Source organism: Bacillus sp. FJAT-29814, assembly GCF_001510715.1.
Taxonomy (GTDB): domain Bacteria; phylum Bacillota; class Bacilli; order Bacillales; family Cytobacillaceae; genus Neobacillus.
Map to the genome: position 1 here is coordinate 140,360 of NZ_LMTJ01000005.1, position 18,138 is coordinate 158,497.

General features: G+C 42.8%; 15 protein-coding genes. 12 read left to right on the forward strand and 3 right to left on the reverse strand.

Translation table 11 applies throughout. The annotated features are described in order from the left end of the window. Positions 1 to 270: 270 nt before the first annotated feature. The gene (gene ytrI / locus AR334_RS13100; RefSeq protein WP_066311280.1) at positions 271 to 774 is read right to left on the reverse strand and encodes a sporulation membrane protein YtrI; all 504 of its coding nucleotides are present in this window, start codon (positions 772 to 774) and stop codon (positions 271 to 273) included. After that, positions 771 to 1,109: a YtrH family sporulation protein gene (locus AR334_RS13105; protein ID WP_066311283.1), complete on the reverse strand. Its 339-nt coding sequence runs from the start codon at positions 1,107 to 1,109 to the stop codon at positions 771 to 773. Before AR334_RS13105 ends, ytrI begins: the two co-directional genes overlap by 4 nt. A gap of 150 nt (positions 1,110 to 1,259) precedes the next feature. Here AR334_RS13105 and dnaE point away from each other — a divergent pair, with 150 nt between their 5' ends. The 7 genes from dnaE to pyk all read left to right on the forward strand — a co-directional run bounded on the left by dnaE (position 1,260) and on the right by pyk (position 11,734). Continuing rightward, positions 1,260 to 4,622: a DNA polymerase III subunit alpha gene (gene dnaE, locus AR334_RS13110; RefSeq protein ID WP_066311286.1), complete on the forward strand. Its 3,363-nt coding sequence runs from the start codon at positions 1,260 to 1,262 to the stop codon at positions 4,620 to 4,622. 114 nt (positions 4,623 to 4,736) lie between these two features. Beyond that, positions 4,737 to 5,975, forward strand: a complete 1,239-nt coding sequence (locus AR334_RS13115) for an NADP-dependent malic enzyme (protein WP_066311291.1) — start codon at positions 4,737 to 4,739, stop codon at positions 5,973 to 5,975. A gap of 56 nt (positions 5,976 to 6,031) precedes the next feature. Then, entirely contained in the window at positions 6,032 to 6,598 is a 567-nt protein-coding gene (locus AR334_RS13120; RefSeq protein ID WP_066313807.1) for a FadR/GntR family transcriptional regulator, read from the forward strand. Positions 6,599 to 6,804: 206 nt separating this feature from the next. After that, positions 6,805 to 7,686, forward strand: a complete 882-nt coding sequence (accD, locus tag AR334_RS13125) for an acetyl-CoA carboxylase, carboxyltransferase subunit beta (protein ID WP_066311294.1) — start codon at positions 6,805 to 6,807, stop codon at positions 7,684 to 7,686. Beyond that, on the forward strand, positions 7,677 to 8,654 hold the full coding sequence (gene accA / locus AR334_RS13130) for an acetyl-CoA carboxylase carboxyl transferase subunit alpha (RefSeq protein WP_066311297.1): 978 nt from the start codon (positions 7,677 to 7,679) through the stop codon (positions 8,652 to 8,654). Before accD ends, accA begins: the two co-directional genes overlap by 10 nt. 306 nt (positions 8,655 to 8,960) lie before the next feature. Beyond that, positions 8,961 to 9,920, forward strand: coding sequence for a 6-phosphofructokinase (gene pfkA / locus AR334_RS13135; RefSeq protein ID WP_066311300.1), 960 nt, complete (start codon positions 8,961 to 8,963; stop codon positions 9,918 to 9,920). A 53-nt stretch (positions 9,921 to 9,973) separates the two neighbouring features. Next, the gene (pyk, locus tag AR334_RS13140; RefSeq protein ID WP_066313817.1) at positions 9,974 to 11,734 is read left to right on the forward strand and encodes a pyruvate kinase; all 1,761 of its coding nucleotides are present in this window, start codon (positions 9,974 to 9,976) and stop codon (positions 11,732 to 11,734) included. Between the two features lie 156 nt (positions 11,735 to 11,890). Here pyk and ytvI read toward each other — a convergent pair whose 3' ends face one another. Then, positions 11,891 to 12,988 (reverse strand): sporulation integral membrane protein YtvI, encoded by a 1,098-nt coding sequence (gene ytvI / locus AR334_RS13145; protein ID WP_066311303.1) that lies wholly within the window; start codon positions 12,986 to 12,988, stop codon positions 11,891 to 11,893. Positions 12,989 to 13,199: 211 nt separating this feature from the next. Between ytvI and AR334_RS13150 the strand changes: the two genes are divergently transcribed. The 5 genes from AR334_RS13150 (at position 13,200) to AR334_RS13170 (ending at position 18,091) form a co-directional block, all read left to right on the forward strand. Then, positions 13,200 to 13,661 carry a DUF441 domain-containing protein gene (locus tag AR334_RS13150; protein WP_066311307.1) on the forward strand — a complete coding sequence of 154 codons (462 nt, stop codon included), beginning with the start codon at positions 13,200 to 13,202 and terminating at the stop codon, positions 13,659 to 13,661. A gap of 339 nt (positions 13,662 to 14,000) precedes the next feature. After that, positions 14,001 to 15,119, forward strand: coding sequence for a citrate synthase (gene citZ, locus AR334_RS13155; RefSeq protein ID WP_066311311.1), 1,119 nt, complete (start codon positions 14,001 to 14,003; stop codon positions 15,117 to 15,119). Positions 15,120 to 15,246: 127 nt separating this feature from the next. Then, complete coding sequence (gene icd, locus AR334_RS13160; protein WP_066311314.1) at positions 15,247 to 16,515, forward strand: NADP-dependent isocitrate dehydrogenase; 1,269 nt, start codon at positions 15,247 to 15,249, stop codon at positions 16,513 to 16,515. A 77-nt stretch (positions 16,516 to 16,592) separates the two neighbouring features. Beyond that, on the forward strand, positions 16,593 to 17,531 hold the full coding sequence (gene mdh, locus AR334_RS13165) for a malate dehydrogenase (RefSeq protein ID WP_066311316.1): 939 nt from the start codon (positions 16,593 to 16,595) through the stop codon (positions 17,529 to 17,531). An 83-nt stretch (positions 17,532 to 17,614) separates the two neighbouring features. After that, entirely contained in the window at positions 17,615 to 18,091 is a 477-nt protein-coding gene (locus AR334_RS13170) for a MaoC/PaaZ C-terminal domain-containing protein (protein WP_066311319.1), read from the forward strand. Positions 18,092 to 18,138 lie beyond the last annotated feature (47 nt).

The following is an 18,138-nucleotide window of genomic DNA, read 5'->3' on the forward strand; positions in this document are numbered from 1 at the left end:
CTAACACCATTTATTAATAAATTTATTAATTGGTTGAAAAACATTATTGACACTTTTACACAAAAGAATGGACTTGACTCCTCTATGCTACTCAACGCTCGAAAAAAACAACGGTCCGGTAGCATATAGCTCCTCTATGCGACTCAACGCCCGAGAAAAACAACGGTCCGGTAACATATAGCCCTTTTATTCGACCTGTCGCCCCAAAAAAACAGAGGTTCGGTAGCATACATCCCTTATCTTCGACCTTTCCGTACTCAAGGCAGCCTCTTATTCATCAAACTGTAATTCGAGCTGGATCGTTAGTGTGGTATAGATGACCATTTCTTTTACCTTGAACTTATAGCGCTTGTCGTTTAAGGTGATCGGCTTGTTTTCGATGATTTTTTTTAGCATGTCCTTACTTTTTGCGACGGTTTCCAAATCCTTTGCCAGCACTGTTTTGATATCATCCCTGACCGCTTCCTCCGCTTGAAACACACTGAAGTCGTCAAGCCGATACTTTTCGGAGTTGGTTATTTTGATGTTGATTTTTTGCACCGTAATCTTTTCAAGGTTTTCTTGATTTAGGTTTGCATAATCCTCCTGCCAAATTTTGATTTCGTCCTTCAATTCGCTGATTTCTTCCCGCTGAGTTTGAATAAGTTTGGAATTTTCCTCCTGCCAGACACCAAAGATATATAAGAAAATGCACCAGCTGATCGCTCCGCCAATTGCCATCGCTGAAAAAAAACGCTGCCAGGAGGGGATGCGGTAATAAGGCGGAATTCTCATGATGCAATATGCTCCTGGGTCAGCCAATTAATAATTAAAGCCCCGGTTTGAGCCCCGCCCAAGGCGGACAGTATTAATAAAAAATGCTTAAATAGATCCTTTGTCTCGGCGTTTAAGAAACCGCGTTCAAAAGTATAAACAGTATCGAACGTGCCGCCGATGGCTGCCACAATTGCCCATATCCTAAGGGCAGAAGATAAGCGATAGACTGTAGTAAGCGGGGGCTGTCCAGTTAAAAAAGAGGCAATTCCCCCAATCAGCGCCCCCCCAAGAACAACGCCTAAAGCAATAAAATAGCTTTCTATAAATGCCGGGAAAAAGCCTAGTTCTTTCATTTTTTCTACCGCCTTTATTATGGAATGCACTACTACCATTTATATGGACAACCCCACTCAAATATGAGTCAACAAAATGAGAACATATTTTCCTTTTTTGCTCTAAACCCCTATAATAGAAATTGAGAAAAGTGTAAAGGTGTGACAAGCATGTCTTTTATTCACCTGCATGTATATAGCGCGTATAGTTTATTGTCAAGCACGGCATCGGTGCCGGAATTGGTGGGAAATGCCCGGGATAAGGGATTCCGCGCTCTGGCGCTGACTGACCGAAATGTGATGTACGGGACAATCGAGTTTTATAAGCTATGTAAAAAGCAAAATATTAAACCGATCATCGGCCTTACCGTGGATGTGGCGAGTGAGCGGACAGAAAATGAAGCTTTTCCGCTTGTCCTTCTTGCTGAAAACGACGCAGGTTTTAAAAATCTATTAAAAATATCCAGTGCGTTCCAAACAAAGGCCGAAAAAGGCATCCCGTTTAAATGGCTAAAACATTATGCGGCGGGTCTTATTGCCATCACCCCGGGGATTGAGGGGGAAATTGAACAGGCCATCCTCAATGGGCAGTTGGATGCTGCCAAAGAATTCATCTTAAAATATTCCAATCTGTTTGGCAGGGAAAGCTTTTTCCTGTCCCTTCAAAATCATCAACTGGAACAAGAGACTGCCATTGCGGATCAATTAATTGCGTTATCCAAAGAATTGCATATTTCATTGGTGGCAACCAATCGGGTTTACTATTTGGAGAAAGAAGATACATTTGCCCATGAATGCCTGTTGGCAATTAAAAATGGAGATAAATTGCAGGATGATCATCGCGAACAACTGGGGAGCGACCAATTTTATTTAAAAACGGCAGGTGAAATGGCGGACTGCTTAGCGGAAGTGCCGGATGCGCTGGAAAATACTATTACTATTGCGGAAAGATGCGAGATCAATATTGACTTGAATAAGACGTACCTACCGACCTATCCGACAGAAAATGGGATTCCTGCCGATGAATTTCTCGAGAAGCTTTGCCAAAAAGGACTTGCCGAGCGCTTTCAAAATCCTGCACAGGCCTACATCGAGCGCCTTGCCTATGAATTGTCCGTGATTAAACGAATGAAATTTAGCAATTATTTTTTAATTGTTTGGGATTTTATGAAATATGCCCGTGAACACGGGATTTTGACCGGACCGGGCAGGGGCTCGGCGGCCGGCTCGCTGGTTGCCTATGTTTTATATATAACCGACGTCGATCCGCTGGAACATAACCTGTTATTTGAACGGTTTTTAAACCCCGAACGGATCTCGATGCCCGATATTGATATTGATTTTCCTGACCATCGGCGTGACGAAGTGATTGAGTATGTTGCACGCAAATACGGTGAGCTCCATGTTGCCCAAATTGCCACTTTTGGAACGCTTGCCGCAAAGGCGGCACTAAGGGACGTCGGCAGGGCGTTCGGACTTAATACGAAGGAATTGGAGCAGTTGTCAAGGCAGGTACCCTCACGTCCTGGCTTAACATTAGAGACAGCCTTTAATGAATCCGAGGGTCTTCGAAGGTATATAAATGAGTCGGACCTTAACAAAAGGCTTTTCGATACAGCATTAAAGCTCGAGGGTCTTCCTAGACACACTTCGACCCATGCCGCCGGTGTTGTGATTAGCGAGAAGCCTTTAGTTGACTTGATTCCCATTCAGCAGGGCTCGAACAACATTTATTTGACGCAGTATACCATGGAATATCTTGAGGAACTGGGCCTTTTGAAAATGGACTTTCTCGGTCTTAGAAATTTAACCTTGCTTGAAACCATCCTGTCCTCAGTTTATCGCCACAGTGGAGCAAGGATTGACATCCGTTCTATTCCCCTTGATGACGCTAGCACTTTTGAATTATTGGCCAGAGGGGATACAACCGGAATATTCCAATTGGAATCGGAAGGGATGAGAAAGGTACTGGTCCGGCTAAAGCCATCGCGGTTTGAGGATATTGTTGCTGTAAATGCCTTGTACCGGCCGGGACCGATGGAAAATATTCCGCTTTTTATTGACAGGAAACATGGTCGCGAGGCAGTTCATTATCCCCACCCTGATTTGCAGCCCATTCTCGAGAATACGTATGGAGTCATTGTCTATCAGGAGCAAATCATCCAGATTGCGTCAAAGATGGCGGGATTCACACTTGGAGAAGCAGACCTGTTAAGAAGAGCGGTTTCGAAAAAGCAAAAGGAAGTTTTGGATAAAGAGCGGGCTCACTTCGTCCAAGGCTCAATAAAGAAAGGTTATGACCAGACCCTGGCGAATGAGGTTTATGATTTAATTGTCCGCTTTGCGAATTACGGCTTTAATCGCAGCCATGCGGTGGCATACAGTATGATTGCCTACCAGCTCGCTTACTTAAAAGCGAATTACCAGTTGCATTTTATGGCCGGGCTGCTGACATCGGCCATTGGAAATGATACAAAAATTGCTCAGTATATTTTGGAAGCAAAGCAAATGGATATTGACATATTGCCACCGTCCATTAACAAAAGCGGGTTTTCCTTCCAGGTGGAAGGCGATAAAATTCGTTACAGCTTGGCGGCTATTAGGGGTGTTGGCGCTGCGGCATTGAAGGAAATTTTTCAAACCCGGAAACTAAAAAAATTTGCCGATCTTTTTGATTTTTGCATTCGGGTTTCATCTAAGGCGGTCAATCGAAAAACGATGGAGAACCTGATTCATTCCGGCAGCTTTGATGAATTTGGCCAGGACCGGGCCGTTCTTTTGGCCAGCCTGGATGTCGCAATCGAGCATGCGCAAATTTTTAAGCCGGATGACTCGAGTCAAATCGATTTATTTGAAGATGAATTGATCCCTAAACCAAAATATGTAATGATCGACCCGATTAGCCAGGAGATGAAACTGACTTTTGAAAAGGAAGCACTCGGCTTCTATCTTTCCGACCATCCTATTTCGATATACGAAAAAGAACTTGCCAGATGCGGGGCACAGCCTTTGTATCAATTAAATAAGGATGGGCGAAGGGTTTCAACAGGGATCTATATCGCTGCCCAAAAAACGATTCGAACAAAAAAGGGCGAAGCAATGGCCTTTTTGACGGTCAGCGACTCAAGCGGCGAAATAGAGGCGATTGCCTTCCCGGATGTATACAGGAGGTTCATGCCACTTTTATCACAAGGGAAATTCGCGCTTCTTGAAGGGAAAGTTGAGGAACGCCATGATAAGCTACAGTTTATTATTCAGCAGGTATTTGAAATACAACAGTGGTTAACAAGCAAATCAAAAACGCAGCCGGTACTATATTTGAAAATTGTGAAAGATAAACAGGATGAACTAACACTGCAGCATATCCATCAATTGTTGAGGGAAAATAAGGGGGCTGCAAGTGTTGTCCTCCACTATGAAGAAACCAGAAAAACGGTGCGGCTTGGGGATGCAGTCAAGGTGAATCCAACACAATCGCTGCTCCAGTCCTTAAGGCAATTCCTAGGCTTTCAAAACGTTGTTCTTAAAGATTAATTCTTTACAACTATCGAAGATATGTTATAGTGTTAAAGAGACGTGTGTGGTCTGACCACCAAGTTTTTTATTCGCGATTATTTATCTTTCTATTCATTCAAGGGGTGACCAATCTTGACTTTACGAGAAGAAGCATTGCATATGCATCGTATTAACAAAGGAAAGTTGGAGTCGAAATCAAAGGTGCCAGTCAGAAACGCACATGATTTAAGCTTGGCCTATTCTCCTGGTGTGGCCGAGCCATGCAAGGATATTTATGAGAAGCCGGAAACAGTCTACGACTATACAATGAAAGGCAACATGGTTGCTGTTGTTTCCGATGGGACAGCTGTGCTCGGTCTTGGCAATATAGGGCCAGAGGCTGCACTGCCGGTCATGGAGGGAAAGTCAGTTTTATTTAAAAGCTTTGCTGGTGTAGACGCTTTTCCCATTTGTTTAAACACGACCGATGTCGAAAAAATTATTGAAACAGTTAAGCTCCTTGAACCAACATTTGGCGGGGTGAATCTTGAAGATATTGCCGCCCCAAATTGCTTTGTTATTGAGGAAAGATTAAAGAAAGAGACGAATATTCCAGTATTCCATGATGATCAGCATGGAACGGCGATTGTAACCGCGGCAGGCCTTGTCAATGCCCTAAAGCTAACAGGGAAAAAGCTGACAGAAATTAAAGTGGTCGCCAACGGTGCAGGAGCTGCTGGGATTGCGATTATCAAATTATTATACAGCTACGGTGTTAGAGACATCATCATGTGCGATACGAAGGGTGCCATTTATGAAGGCCGCCCGACTGGCATGAACGAAGTCAAGGCTGAAGTGGCAAAGTATACCAATCGAGATAGTATTGAGGGAAGCCTTGCGGATGTTATCAAAGGTGCCGATGTATTTATTGGTGTGTCTGTTGCTGGTGCCCTAACAAAAGAAATGGTTGAATCCATGAATCCGGATCCGATCATTTTTGCGATGGCAAATCCTGATCCGGAAATTATGCCGGACGTGGCAAAAGAAGCGGGAGCAAAAGTGGTAGGGACAGGGCGTTCCGACTTTCCAAATCAGGTAAATAATGTTTTGGCATTCCCTGGCATATTCCGTGGCGCACTAGATGTTCGGGCAACACATATTAATGAAAAAATGAAAATTGCTGCGGTGGAAGCTATTGCAGGTTTAATCAGTGACGAGGAATTGAATGCCGATTATGTCATACCGGGACCATTTGACCCGAGGGTTGCTCCAAATGTAGCAGCAGCCGTTGCTAAGGCGGCGATGGAAACAGGCGTTGCCAGAATTAAGGTCGACCCTGAGGAAATTAAAGAAAAAACCAAGCGGCTCGCTCTAATTGGAAAAAGTGAGTGATTAAGTAATTGGCTAATTCAAAAGTTTACTTGGAAATCGTCAAGCAGCTAAGAGAAATGATTGCAGCTGACGGATTAATGCAAGGAGATAAAATCCCATCTGAACGTGAATTATCTGAGCGCCTGAATGTCGGGCGCTCTTCCGTTCGTGAAGCATTAAGGGCGCTCGAACTGCTTGGATTGATTGAAACCAGGCGGGGGGAAGGAACCTTTATCCGTGACTTTCACGGCCACCAGCTGGTGCAGCTGCTAAGCACGTTCATTTTGCAGGATGAAAAAGCAAAAAGTGATGTATATGAAACAAAATATCTGTTAGAAATGGATTGTCTGCGACTGGCGGTTAAAAAAATGGATGATGCCATGATAAATAGTATGGAAAAATGGCTGTCGGAAACCGCACAATTCCACGATGACGACTTTTTCTGCCGGATTGTACAAGGTGCCGAAAACCATTTGTTTTCACGCATATGGGGAATCCTAAAGGACTATTATAATGCTTTAATAGGAAACCCTGTTCAGTATGATCGAAGAGACTATTTTCTTTTGGTTAAAGCACTGGCAGAAAAAAATGAACAAAAAACGCTTTCTGCCTATTGTAAATTACGAAATTTGTCTATTGATTGACGACAAATACTAACACATTTTGAATTGTTGTTCATTTATATTGGAATCTGTACAAGCCCATGAAGGGCATTTTTAATCTCGTAGTGGTCTGACCACTTTTTAGCGGTTAAAAGGTATGGGATTTAATGTGGATAGAAAGACTGCTGAGTAGAGCGAAAAATGGGGAAACATGCCATCTGCCAGTGGCATTAAGGGAGGTATAATTTTTGGCGCTTAAAGATTTGTTTACAAAAAACCAGGTGAAGAAGAAAAAGTATGCAACCATTCCTACCGAAGCGGCGAAAAATGATGTTCCCGAAGGTATTATGACAAAATGTCCATCTTGTAAAAAGATCATGTATACGAAAGAACTTTCGAAAAATGTAAAAGTATGTTTACATTGCGAACACCATTTTCCAATGAATTCGAAAGAACGGATTGCCAGTTTTATTGATGAAGGAAGCTTTCAAGAACTAAATGAAAACATGATTTCAGGAAATCCGCTGCAATTCCCGGATTACTTGAAGAAACTTGAAGCTGACCGCCAGAAAACCAGTCTGAATGAAGCTGTGGTAACCGGGATTGGAACAGTGGGCGGTCACAAAATTGTTGCGGCGATTATGGATTCTACCTTTCGGATGGGAAGTATGGGATCGGTTGTCGGGGAAAAAATTACCCTGGCGATTGAAAAAGCCGATGAACTTTCCGTGCCGTTCATCATTTTTACTGCATCAGGCGGCGCGAGAATGCAAGAAGGGGCACTAAGCCTAATGCAAATGGCGAAGACAAGTGTTGCCTTAAAGAAATTTAGCAATCATGGCGGGTTAATCATCTCGATTATGACCCATCCGACAACCGGAGGCGTTTCTGCGAGCTTCGCATCATTGGGTGACTTCAACTTTGCTGAGCCAGGTGCATTAATCGGCTTTGCCGGCCGGAGAGTCATTGAACAATCCATTCGCGAAAAATTGCCGGAGGATTTTCAAACGGCGGAGTTTCTGTTAAAGCACGGCCAGCTGGATGCGATTATTTCACGGCTTGACCTAGTTGAAAAGATTACCGATATTCTTGATATTCATCAGCCAAGAGGTGAGATCACATGGCAGTAGAATTGGAATTTGAACGACCAATCATTGAATTAAGAAAAAAAATAACCGAATTAAAAGAGTTTACCCAAAATGCCGATGTAGATTTAAGTTCAGAGATCCAGAAATTAGAGGGCAGACTGGCAAAACTTGAAGAAGATATCTATGAAAATATCAAGCCCTGGGATCGGGTTCAAATCGCAAGGCATCCTGACAGGCCGACAACGCTTGATTATATTTCCTTCCTGTTTGAAAACTTTTTTGAATGCCATGGGGATCGTACGTTTGGGGACGACGAAGCCATTGTCGGCGGCATCGCTAAATTTAAAGGGTTGCCGGTGACGGTGATTGGCCATCAGCGCGGCAAAGACACAAAAGAAAATATTCGCAGGAATTTCGGCATGCCGCACCCGGAAGGATATAGAAAGGCGCTTAGGTTAATGAAACAGGCGGACAAATTTCGTCGTCCAATTATCTGTTTCATCGATACTAAGGGCGCTTACCCCGGAAAGGCTGCTGAAGAACGCGGACAAAGTGAAGCAATTGCCCGAAATCTATTTGAAATGGCCGGGTTGCATGTACCGGTAATTTGCATTGTCATTGGTGAAGGCGGAAGCGGCGGGGCCCTTGCTCTTGGAGTAGGCAACCGGATTTATATGCTGGAAAACTCCACGTACTCAGTTATTTCGCCTGAGGGAGCTGCGGCCATATTGTGGAAGGATGCCGCACATGCAAAAACTGCCGCGGAAACGATGAAAATTACCGCCCCTGATCTAAAGGGATTAGGAGTTATTGATGAAATCATTCCTGAAATTAAGGGCGGCGCTCATAAGGATGTAAAGAAGCAGGCAGAGGAAATTGAAAAAATTCTGACTGCTAGCCTCAAAGAGCTTTTGCACCTTTCCGAAGAGGAATTAATCGCTGACCGATACAATCGATTCCGGACAATCGGCGAATATGGCTTAATTAATGATTTAATTAGTGTAAATTAAAGAAGAACGTGCTCTTGCCGGGCGCGTTTTTCATTTAGCAAGGCCAATCGCACTTCCATCAGAAATTCACAAATTAGACAATGATATCGCTGTCATTGTGAAGTAAAACGGTTGCAGTTTACTAATTATTTCGTCTATTGGTTTAAACGATGTGATTCAGTTGTTATAGGGATTTCTTCATGTTATTTTATTAATATTCAATGACTTTATGTAAATAATAGGAGAAGGAATTATAAATTGATACATACAATTGTCCTTCCCGTCATTTTCTTTTAGGTTTCTCATTACAGTACTGAGGTGATGATCATGAAAAAAATCGGTGTACTGACAAGCGGCGGGGATTCACCGGGAATGAATCCGGCCATTCGTGCAGTTGTAAGGAAAGCAATTTTTCATAATGTTGAAGTTTATGGCATCTACGGAGGTTATGCAGGATTAATCTCCGGAAACATAAAAAAGCTAGAGCTAGGGTCTGTAGGCGATATTATCCATCGTGGCGGCACAATGCTTCAGTCTGCTCGCTGCCCTGAATTTAAGACAAAAGAGGGACAGCAAAAAGGAATCCAACAATTAAAGGCACTCGGTATTGAGGGTCTTGTCGTCATTGGCGGAGACGGTTCCTATAGGGGCGCAAAGGCATTGACAGAACAGGGTTTTCCTTGCGTCGGCGTGCCGGGGACAATTGATAATGATATCCCAGGGACAGATATAACCATTGGCTTTGATACAGCATTAAATACTGTGATTGATGCAATCGATAAAATTCGCGATACAGCCACATCACATGAACGAACTTTTGTTATCGAGGTAATGGGAAGAGATGCCGGCGATATTGCCCTTTGTGCTGGGCTTGCAGGAGGGGCAGAAACCATCCTCATTCCTGAAGAAAACTATGATTTGAATGATATCGCCGATCGATTGCGCAAGGGTCAGGAGCGCGGTAAAAAGCATAGCATCATTATTGTGGCTGAAGGCGTCACTAGCGGAGTTGAGTTTGGCAAACTGCTTCAAGAATCCACTAACTTTGATACGAGAGTGTCCGTATTAGGCCATATGCAACGCGGCGGTTCTCCAACGGCAGCCGACAGGGTTTTAGCTAGCAGGCTTGGGGCACGGGCTGTTGAGCTTTTAATTGAAGGCAAGGGCGGCCGGGCTGTAGGGTTGGAGAATAATCGCCTGGTGGATTATGATATCATTGAGGCGCTTAGCAGAAAACATAAGTTAGATTTGGACCTTTATAAACTTTCACAGGAATTATCTATTTAAAGTATTCAACAAGAAAATGTCGGGTCCGGCATATTAAATGGAGGAAAATCATGTTGCGAAAAACAAAAATAGTATGTACGATTGGTCCCGCAAGTGAGAGCGTGGAGAAATTATCACAATTGCTGACATCGGGAATGAATGTGGCCCGCTTAAATTTTTCTCATGGAGATTTTGAGGAGCATGGGGCAAGAATTAGAAATATTCGTGAGGCAGCCGCGCAAATAGGAAAAAACGCTGCTATTCTTCTGGACACAAAAGGACCGGAAATTCGCACACATAACATGGCAAACGGGGCTATTGAACTTAAGGCAGGGGACAATATCATTGTCTCCATGACAGAAGTCGAAGGAACAACAGAAAAGTTTTCCGTTACATATCCTGGTTTAATTGAGGATGTTCATGTTGGCTCGAAAATTCTTTTAGACGATGGTTTAATCGGTCTCGAAGTCTTAAAAGTGGATCATGCCGCAAATGAAATTCATACTAAAATTTTAAATAGCGGAACGTTAAAAAACAAAAAAGGGTGTAATGTTCCCGGTGTTTCAGTAAATTTACCGGGCATCACCGAAAAGGATAAAAAGGATATCCTGTTTGGTATTGAGCAAGGCGTTGATTTTGTCGCAGCCTCATTTGTTCGCCGTGCTAAAGATGTCTTAGAAATTCGTCAATTGTTAGAGGAAAACAATGCGGCCCATATCCAAATCATTCCTAAAATCGAAAATCAGGAAGGCGTTGACAATATCGACGAAATTCTTGAGGTTTCGGACGGCCTAATGGTGGCGCGTGGTGATTTGGGCGTGGAAATCCCTGCGGAAGAAGTGCCGCTTGTACAAAAAATGCTGATTAAAAAATGTAATGCCTTTGGGAAGCCTGTCATTACTGCAACACAGATGCTTGATTCAATGCAGCGGAACCCTAGACCTACTAGAGCCGAAGCAAGTGACGTGGCAAATGCCATCTTTGATGGAACAGATGCCATCATGTTATCCGGTGAAACAGCTGCCGGCCAATATCCTGTTGAAGCAGTCCAAACAATGCATAATATTGCCTTGAGAGCGGAGCAGGCTCTTGAACATAAGGAGATTTTATCCAACCGGAGCAAGAATACTGAGCATAACGTTACAGACGCAATTTGTCAGTCGGTAGCTCATACCGCATTGAATTTAGACGTGAAGTCCATCATTACGCCGACAGAAAGCGGCCACACCGCAAGAATGATTTCGAAGTATCGCCCAAAAGCCTCCATTGTCGCGGTCACAGCCAACGAAGAAGTGTGCCGCCGCTTATCTTTAGTTTGGGGCGTCTACCCGCAATTAGGACGAGTTGCCCAAACAACGGATGAAATGGTTGAAATAGCCATTGAGGAAGGCTTGAACAGTGGGATTGTCCAGCACGGGGATTTAGTGGTGATTACTGCCGGTGTTCCGGTCGGTGAGGCTGGAACCACCAATTTGATGAAGATTCATATCGTCGGCGATATCCTTGCAAAGGCGCAGGGAATTGGACGGAAATCTGCTTTTGGCAGGGTCGTGACTGCACGCAATGCGCAGGAAGCCATTGAAAAAACAAAATCAGGTTCAATCCTTGTAACAATTGGGTCGGACCGCGAAATGGTTGCGGCAATTGAAAAGTGCGCTGCTCTGATTACGGAGGAAGGCGGATTGACCAGCCATGCGGCGGTTGTAGGCTTGAGCCTCGGTATTCCGGTAATTGTGGGAGTTGAAAATGCATTGGCGTTATTTAAAGATGGGCAAGAGGTAACGGTCGATGCAACAAGAGGAACTATTTATAACGGTCACGCCAGTGTACTATAATAAAAAACGTCAGCCTAGCTTGGCTGACGTTTTTTTATGCTTAGCTAATAAGGAATTATAAAATTTCCCCAATTTTTTCATCTCAGCTTCGCACGCATAAATTCAACTACGCCTCTGTCATCGTCCTAACGGACTCGCCAATCGGCGAGTTTTCATTTATTTACCTTTGATAAACTGCCAAATATCATGAAAAACATTTGCGCGGTATAAAGTGCTGATGATTACGAGTGTAACCGGCCCGATGATCAATCCAAGGAAACCGATTAATTTAAATCCGACAAATAATGCGATTAGAGTCGCCAATGGGTCAAGGCCGATATTGGAAGATAGAATTTTAGGCTCCATTATTTGCCGTTGTACAAGGACAATGACGTACAAAACACCGAGGCCAATGGCCAATCCCATATCGCCGCTGATTACTTCGTATATAATCCATGGTACAAATACGGCGCCGGTACCCAAATAGGGAATGATGTCGACGATACCCGTTAACAGGGCAATGGTAATCGCATAGTCAACTCTTAGAATTAACAAGCCAATCAGAATGATCACGGTTGTAATTGAAATTAGGGTCAGTTGGGCTTTAATAAAACCAAATAACGCCATCTTTAAATCGGCAAACACTGTTTTTCCGCTCGTTCTTGCTTTTTCAGGCACCAATTTGCTGCCTAGTCGCTGCAAGCGATACCAGTCTTTGCTGATAAAGAAGGTGGCCAATAACGAAAAAATTAGGACAGTTGCGGCATTGGGAAACCATGAAATAATATTGGGTATACTTCCGACTAAATCTTGTATGAAGTTGCCCACTGTACTTCCAATCTTGGTGCCGATATTTTGGATATTATTAATAATTGTATCTTTTTGTCCCGCTTCGAGTTTATTAAATACACTATAAAGTTGATTGTATAGGGATGTAAAGTAATTTTCCAAGAAGGTAATCAATGTATTAAGATGCTGTGGAATTACTTTTGCCAAATAATTTGCTCCCGAAACAATCTCCACAATGAGCAAAGTAATTAACCCGGCGAAAATGGCAAAAATAAGGACAAGTGCAACAAGCACCGAAAGTACCCGCGGCATTTTGGCTTTTGTTTCCAATAAATTTACGATCGGGTTAATGATAAAAGCTATTATTAGCCCAATTAAAAAAGGATAGGTAACCTTTGAAAGGTAATAAAAGGAAAGGAGACCCAGAACGACTGCACCAATCACTATTAAAAACCTGATTGTCCTATATATGTATTTGAGATTCAATACAAAACCTCCCAATTAAAATCGGTAACTATATCTTACCATTTTATTAATAATACTGCATAATCTTCCACATTGGAGAGAAGATAATAATTTTGGCGGTCCTGGCGAAAAAAGTTTCGCCCCTTGATAAAAAAACGAGCTTCGAGTTAAAAGCTTTCTATATTTTAATGTTGTTATGCTAAAATAGCTTTCGAAAAGGTGTGCTTATAAAATGATCAGTGAGTCGATATTATTCTTGGTTTTGCTATTGGTTATCGGTTTTATAGCAAAAAACAGCTCGTTAATGGTATCTATCGGCGTTTTGTTTTTCCTGAAACTTCTTGGACTTGATGCCAAGTTCTTTTCTTTTATTCAAGCAAAGGGTATCAATTGGGGTGTTACCATCATAACCATCGCTGTGTTGGCGCCGATTGCCAGCGGGGAAATTGGTTTTAAAGACTTAATGGCGGCCTTTAAATCCCCATATGCTTGGGTGGCCCTCATTTCCGGGATGCTGGTGGCGCTATTGGCAAAAGGTGGCGTTAAACTTTTAGGCGAAGATCCCCAAATCACTGTTGCCTTGGTTCTAGGCACCATTCTTTCGGTGTCCATTTTTAAAGGGGTTGCCGTCGGTCCATTAATTGGTGCCGGGATTGCTTACGCCGGGATGAAACTATTTAGTTTTTTTAGTTGATTTTTTTTAAAATAATATTTTTTTACTATTTTCAGTTCTATTTCATTCACAAAAATCTGATTATTGTTTATAATAGGCATGTAAGTATCTCGTTTTTTACATAAACCCTATATGAATACTGTATTTCATGTGAAGGATTATTTATTCCTGTGAATGAAAGGGCATACAAATTATGGTTGGCTGAGCAAACGCTCAGTCAAACTATATATTTAAGAAATATAAGTCTTCGAAAATATTTCAATGCCCTTTCTTTCAAGATCAATTGTCGGCTTGTCCGCAGAAGTATCACTTTTTTAGTTGGGTAATGGGGAATTTTAGAAAATAAAGGAGAGATTTATGATGACAGTAACTCGCGGTCTTGAAGGGGTAGTAGCAACAACATCCTCGATCAGTTCAATCATTGATGATACGCTTACTTATGTTGGGTATGACATTGATGATTTAGCTGAAAATGCTAGCTTTGAAGAGGTAGTTTATTTATTGTGGCACCTTAAGCTTCCAAATGCTGAGCAATTGGCAGAACTAAAGCAGCAGCTTGCTGAAAATGCCACTCTCCCGCAGGAAGTGATTGAACATTTCAAGCTGTTTCCGATTCACACAGTACATCCAATGGCAGCGCTCCGCTCAGCAGTTTCTTTACTGGGGTTGTACGATGACGAAGCAGATGTAATGGATGCGGAAGCCAACTATCGAAAGGCAATCCGTCTGCAAGCGAAAATGCCTTCCATTGTGGCAGCGTTCGCCCGAATCAGAAAAGGACTTGAGCCTGTTGCACCTAGACAGGACCTAAGCTTTGCTGCCAATTTCCTTTACATGTTAACGGGAAAAGAGCCGGATGCGGTTGCTGTTGAGGCGATTGATAAGGCGCTCGTGCTTCACGCCGACCACGAATTAAACGCTTCGACTTTCACCGCACGTGTTTGTGTAGCTACTTTATCTGATGTATATTCTGGTGTAACGGCAGCAATCGGCGCGTTAAAGGGCCCTCTTCACGGTGGAGCCAACGAAGCTGTTATGAAAATGCTGAAGGAAATCGGCACCCTTGATAATGTGGATCCATATGTTCGCGGCAAGCTTGAAAAGAAGGAAAAAATCATGGGCTTCGGTCACCGCGTCTATCGTCAGGGCGATCCGCGTGCGAAGCATTTAAAAGCTATGTCCAAAAAATTAACCGAGCTGACAGGCGAACCGCACTGGTATGATATGTCGGTGAAGATTGAAAGCATTGTGACCGGCGAAAAGAAATTGCCGCCAAACGTTGATTTCTATTCGGCATCCGTTTACCATAGCTTGGGAGTGGACCATGACCTAATGACACCAATTTTTGCTGTAAGCCGCGTTTCCGGTTGGCTTGCCCATATCCTGGAGCAATTTGAAAACAACCGGCTTATCCGTCCACGCGCGGAGTATACCGGTCCAGGCATGCAAAAATATGTTCCTATTGAACAAAGAGGATAATATTTTACTTTTTTCCGAAAAATTGATTCAATAAGATTGGATGTTAAAGGTTAGGGGTTACTATCCTCTAACCTTTGCTTCAGCCTTTTGATATTTCTACGATTTACATACTAGGAGGGGTAGTTTTATGCAAGGAGAAAAAATCACAGTAACAAATGGAGTATTAAACGTTCCTAACAACCCAGTTATCCCATTCATTGAAGGAGATGGGATCGGGCCAGATATTTGGGCTGCTTCTGAGAGAGTCTTAAATGCAGCGGTTGAAAAAGCTTATAAAGGCGAGCGTAAAATAGTTTGGAAAGAAGTTTTAGCTGGAGAAAAAGCTTTCAATCAAACAGGTGAATGGCTTCCACAAGAAACTCTTGATGTCATCAATGAATATTTGATTGCTATTAAAGGCCCGTTAACAACACCTGTTGGCGGCGGAATTCGTTCTTTGAACGTTGCTTTACGTCAAGAACTAGATCTATTTGTTTGCCTTCGCCCTGTAAGATGGTTTGAAGGTGTTCCTTCACCTGTTAAACGTCCACAGGATACTGATATGGTGATCTTCCGTGAAAATACTGAAGATATTTATGCAGGTATCGAATATGAAAAAGGGTCAGAGGCAGTTAATAAGCTTATTAACTTCTTGCAAACTGAATTGGGCGTTAATAAAATCAGATTCCCTGAAACTTCTGGTATCGGAATTAAGCCTGTTTCTGAAGAAGGAACAAGCCGCCTAGTACGTGCTGCCATTAATTATGCTATTAAAGAAGGCCGCAAATCATTAACACTAGTGCATAAAGGTAATATCATGAAATTTACTGAAGGTGCATTTAAAAACTGGGGATACGAGCTTGCTGAAAAAGAATTCGGCGATCAAGTATTCACTTGGGCTCAATATGACCGCATTAAAGCTGAACAAGGCACAGAAGCAGCGAACAAAGCGCAAGCTGATGCTGAAGCAGCTGGCAAAATCATCGTAAAGGATGCAATTGCTGATATCTTCTTACAGCAAATCCTTACTCGTCCACGTGAGTTTGATGTTGTTGCAACAATGAACTTAAACGGTGACTACATTTCAGATGCACTTGCTGCACAGGTAGGGGGAATTGGTATTGCTCCAGGGGCAAACATCAACTATGAAACCGGCCATGCTATTTTCGAAGCAACACACGGTACAGCACCAAAATACGCTGGCCTTGATAAAGTTAATCCTTCATCGGTTATTTTATCTGGTGTATTAATGCTTGAACACCTTGGCTGGAATGAAGCAGCTAAAATGGTCATTAAGTCTGTTGAAAAAACGATTGCATCTAAAGTTGTTACTTACGACTTCGCCCGCTTAATGGAAGGCGCAACAGAAGTGAAAACTTCCGAGTTCGCAGATGAGTTAATCAAAAACATGGAATAATTGTTTCTGAAATCTTTAATTAGGAGGTTGTCTAGTCAGACAGCCTCTATCCATTACATACAAAGGGGAGATCTGGTATGTCATTGAAGCGTAAAAAGGTTTCTGTAATCGGCGGCGGTTTTACTGGAGCTACAACTGCATTCTTACTTGCACAAAAAGAACTTGGTGATGTTGTATTAGTTGATATCCCGCAAATGGAAAACCCGACAAAAGGAAAGGCTTTAGATATGCTTGAAGCAAGCCCTGTTCTAGGGTTTGATGCCAACATCACCGGCACATCCAACTACGAGGACACAAAAGATTCCGATATCGTTGTCATCACAGCAGGCATTGCCCGCAAACCAGGCATGAGCCGTGACGACTTGGTGCAAACAAACCAAAAGATTATGAAGAGTGTAACACAGGAAGTAGTAAAGTATTCTCCTAATTGTACAATCGTTGTATTAACGAACCCTGTTGATGCAATGACTTATACCGTTTTTAGGGAATCAGGCTTTCCTAAAAACCGGGTAATCGGCCAATCGGGTGTTCTTGATACAGCCCGCTTCCGTACCTTTGTTGCACAGGAACTAAATTTTTCCGTTAAAGACATCACCGGCTTTGTATTAGGCGGACATGGAGATGACATGGTACCGCTAGTACGTTACTCCTACGCAGGCGGAATCCCGCTAGAAACATTAATTCCAAAAGATCGACTTGATAAAATTGTTGAACGTACACGTAAAGGCGGCGGCGAAATTGTCAACCTGCTTGGCAATGGCAGCGCTTATTATGCACCTGCTGCATCTTTAGTGGAAATGTGTGAAGCTATTCTGAAAGACCAGCGCCGAGTATTACCTTCGATTGCCTACCTTGAAGGTGAATATGGCTACGATGGAATTTATCTTGGAGTTCCGACCATCCTTGGTGCAAGCGGAATCGAAAAGGTAATCGAACTGGAATTGACTGCTGAAGAAAAAGCGGCATTGGATAAGTCGGTTGAATCCGTCCGCAATGTAATGAATGTACTAGCTTAATAATTTATGGAATTCGGGGTTCAATCGTTCCCCGAATTTCTCTATATAGTTATGAAATCGCTTACAGGTTGGAGGTGTTATGGATGCTATTAGGAAAAAAACGAAAGCTGGGAAGAAGAATTGAAGAAATTAGCGTTGGTGAAAAATTGGCGTTAACCGAAAAGGTGGAAGATAAGGAAATCCTCCTTTATTTAGGTTTAACGGACGACGCCAACCCGCTATACATTCAGCATGATTACGCATCGCAAACTCCGTTTGAAAAGCCAATTGTCCCCGGAATTATGCTGACAGGCATGATTACCTCTGCCATTTCAAAATACATGCCTGGACCGGGAAGCCATATCTTAACTCAGCATATTGATTTCATAAAGCCCGTTTATCACTATGGAACAGTTGAATTTTTATTTGAGGTCACCGAGGTAAGAAATGAGGAACATTTTATTGTCATCAAGGTAGTAGGGACAAATGAGGATAAGGAAACCGTCATCAGCGGAAGCCTCAACGTTTGCCCCCCATACCGTCTCGAGGACATTCACGGTAGAGCCCTGGATAACTTTTAATAGTTAATGAAACAAAAGGAATGTTTGTAGCATTCCTTTTTTGCTTT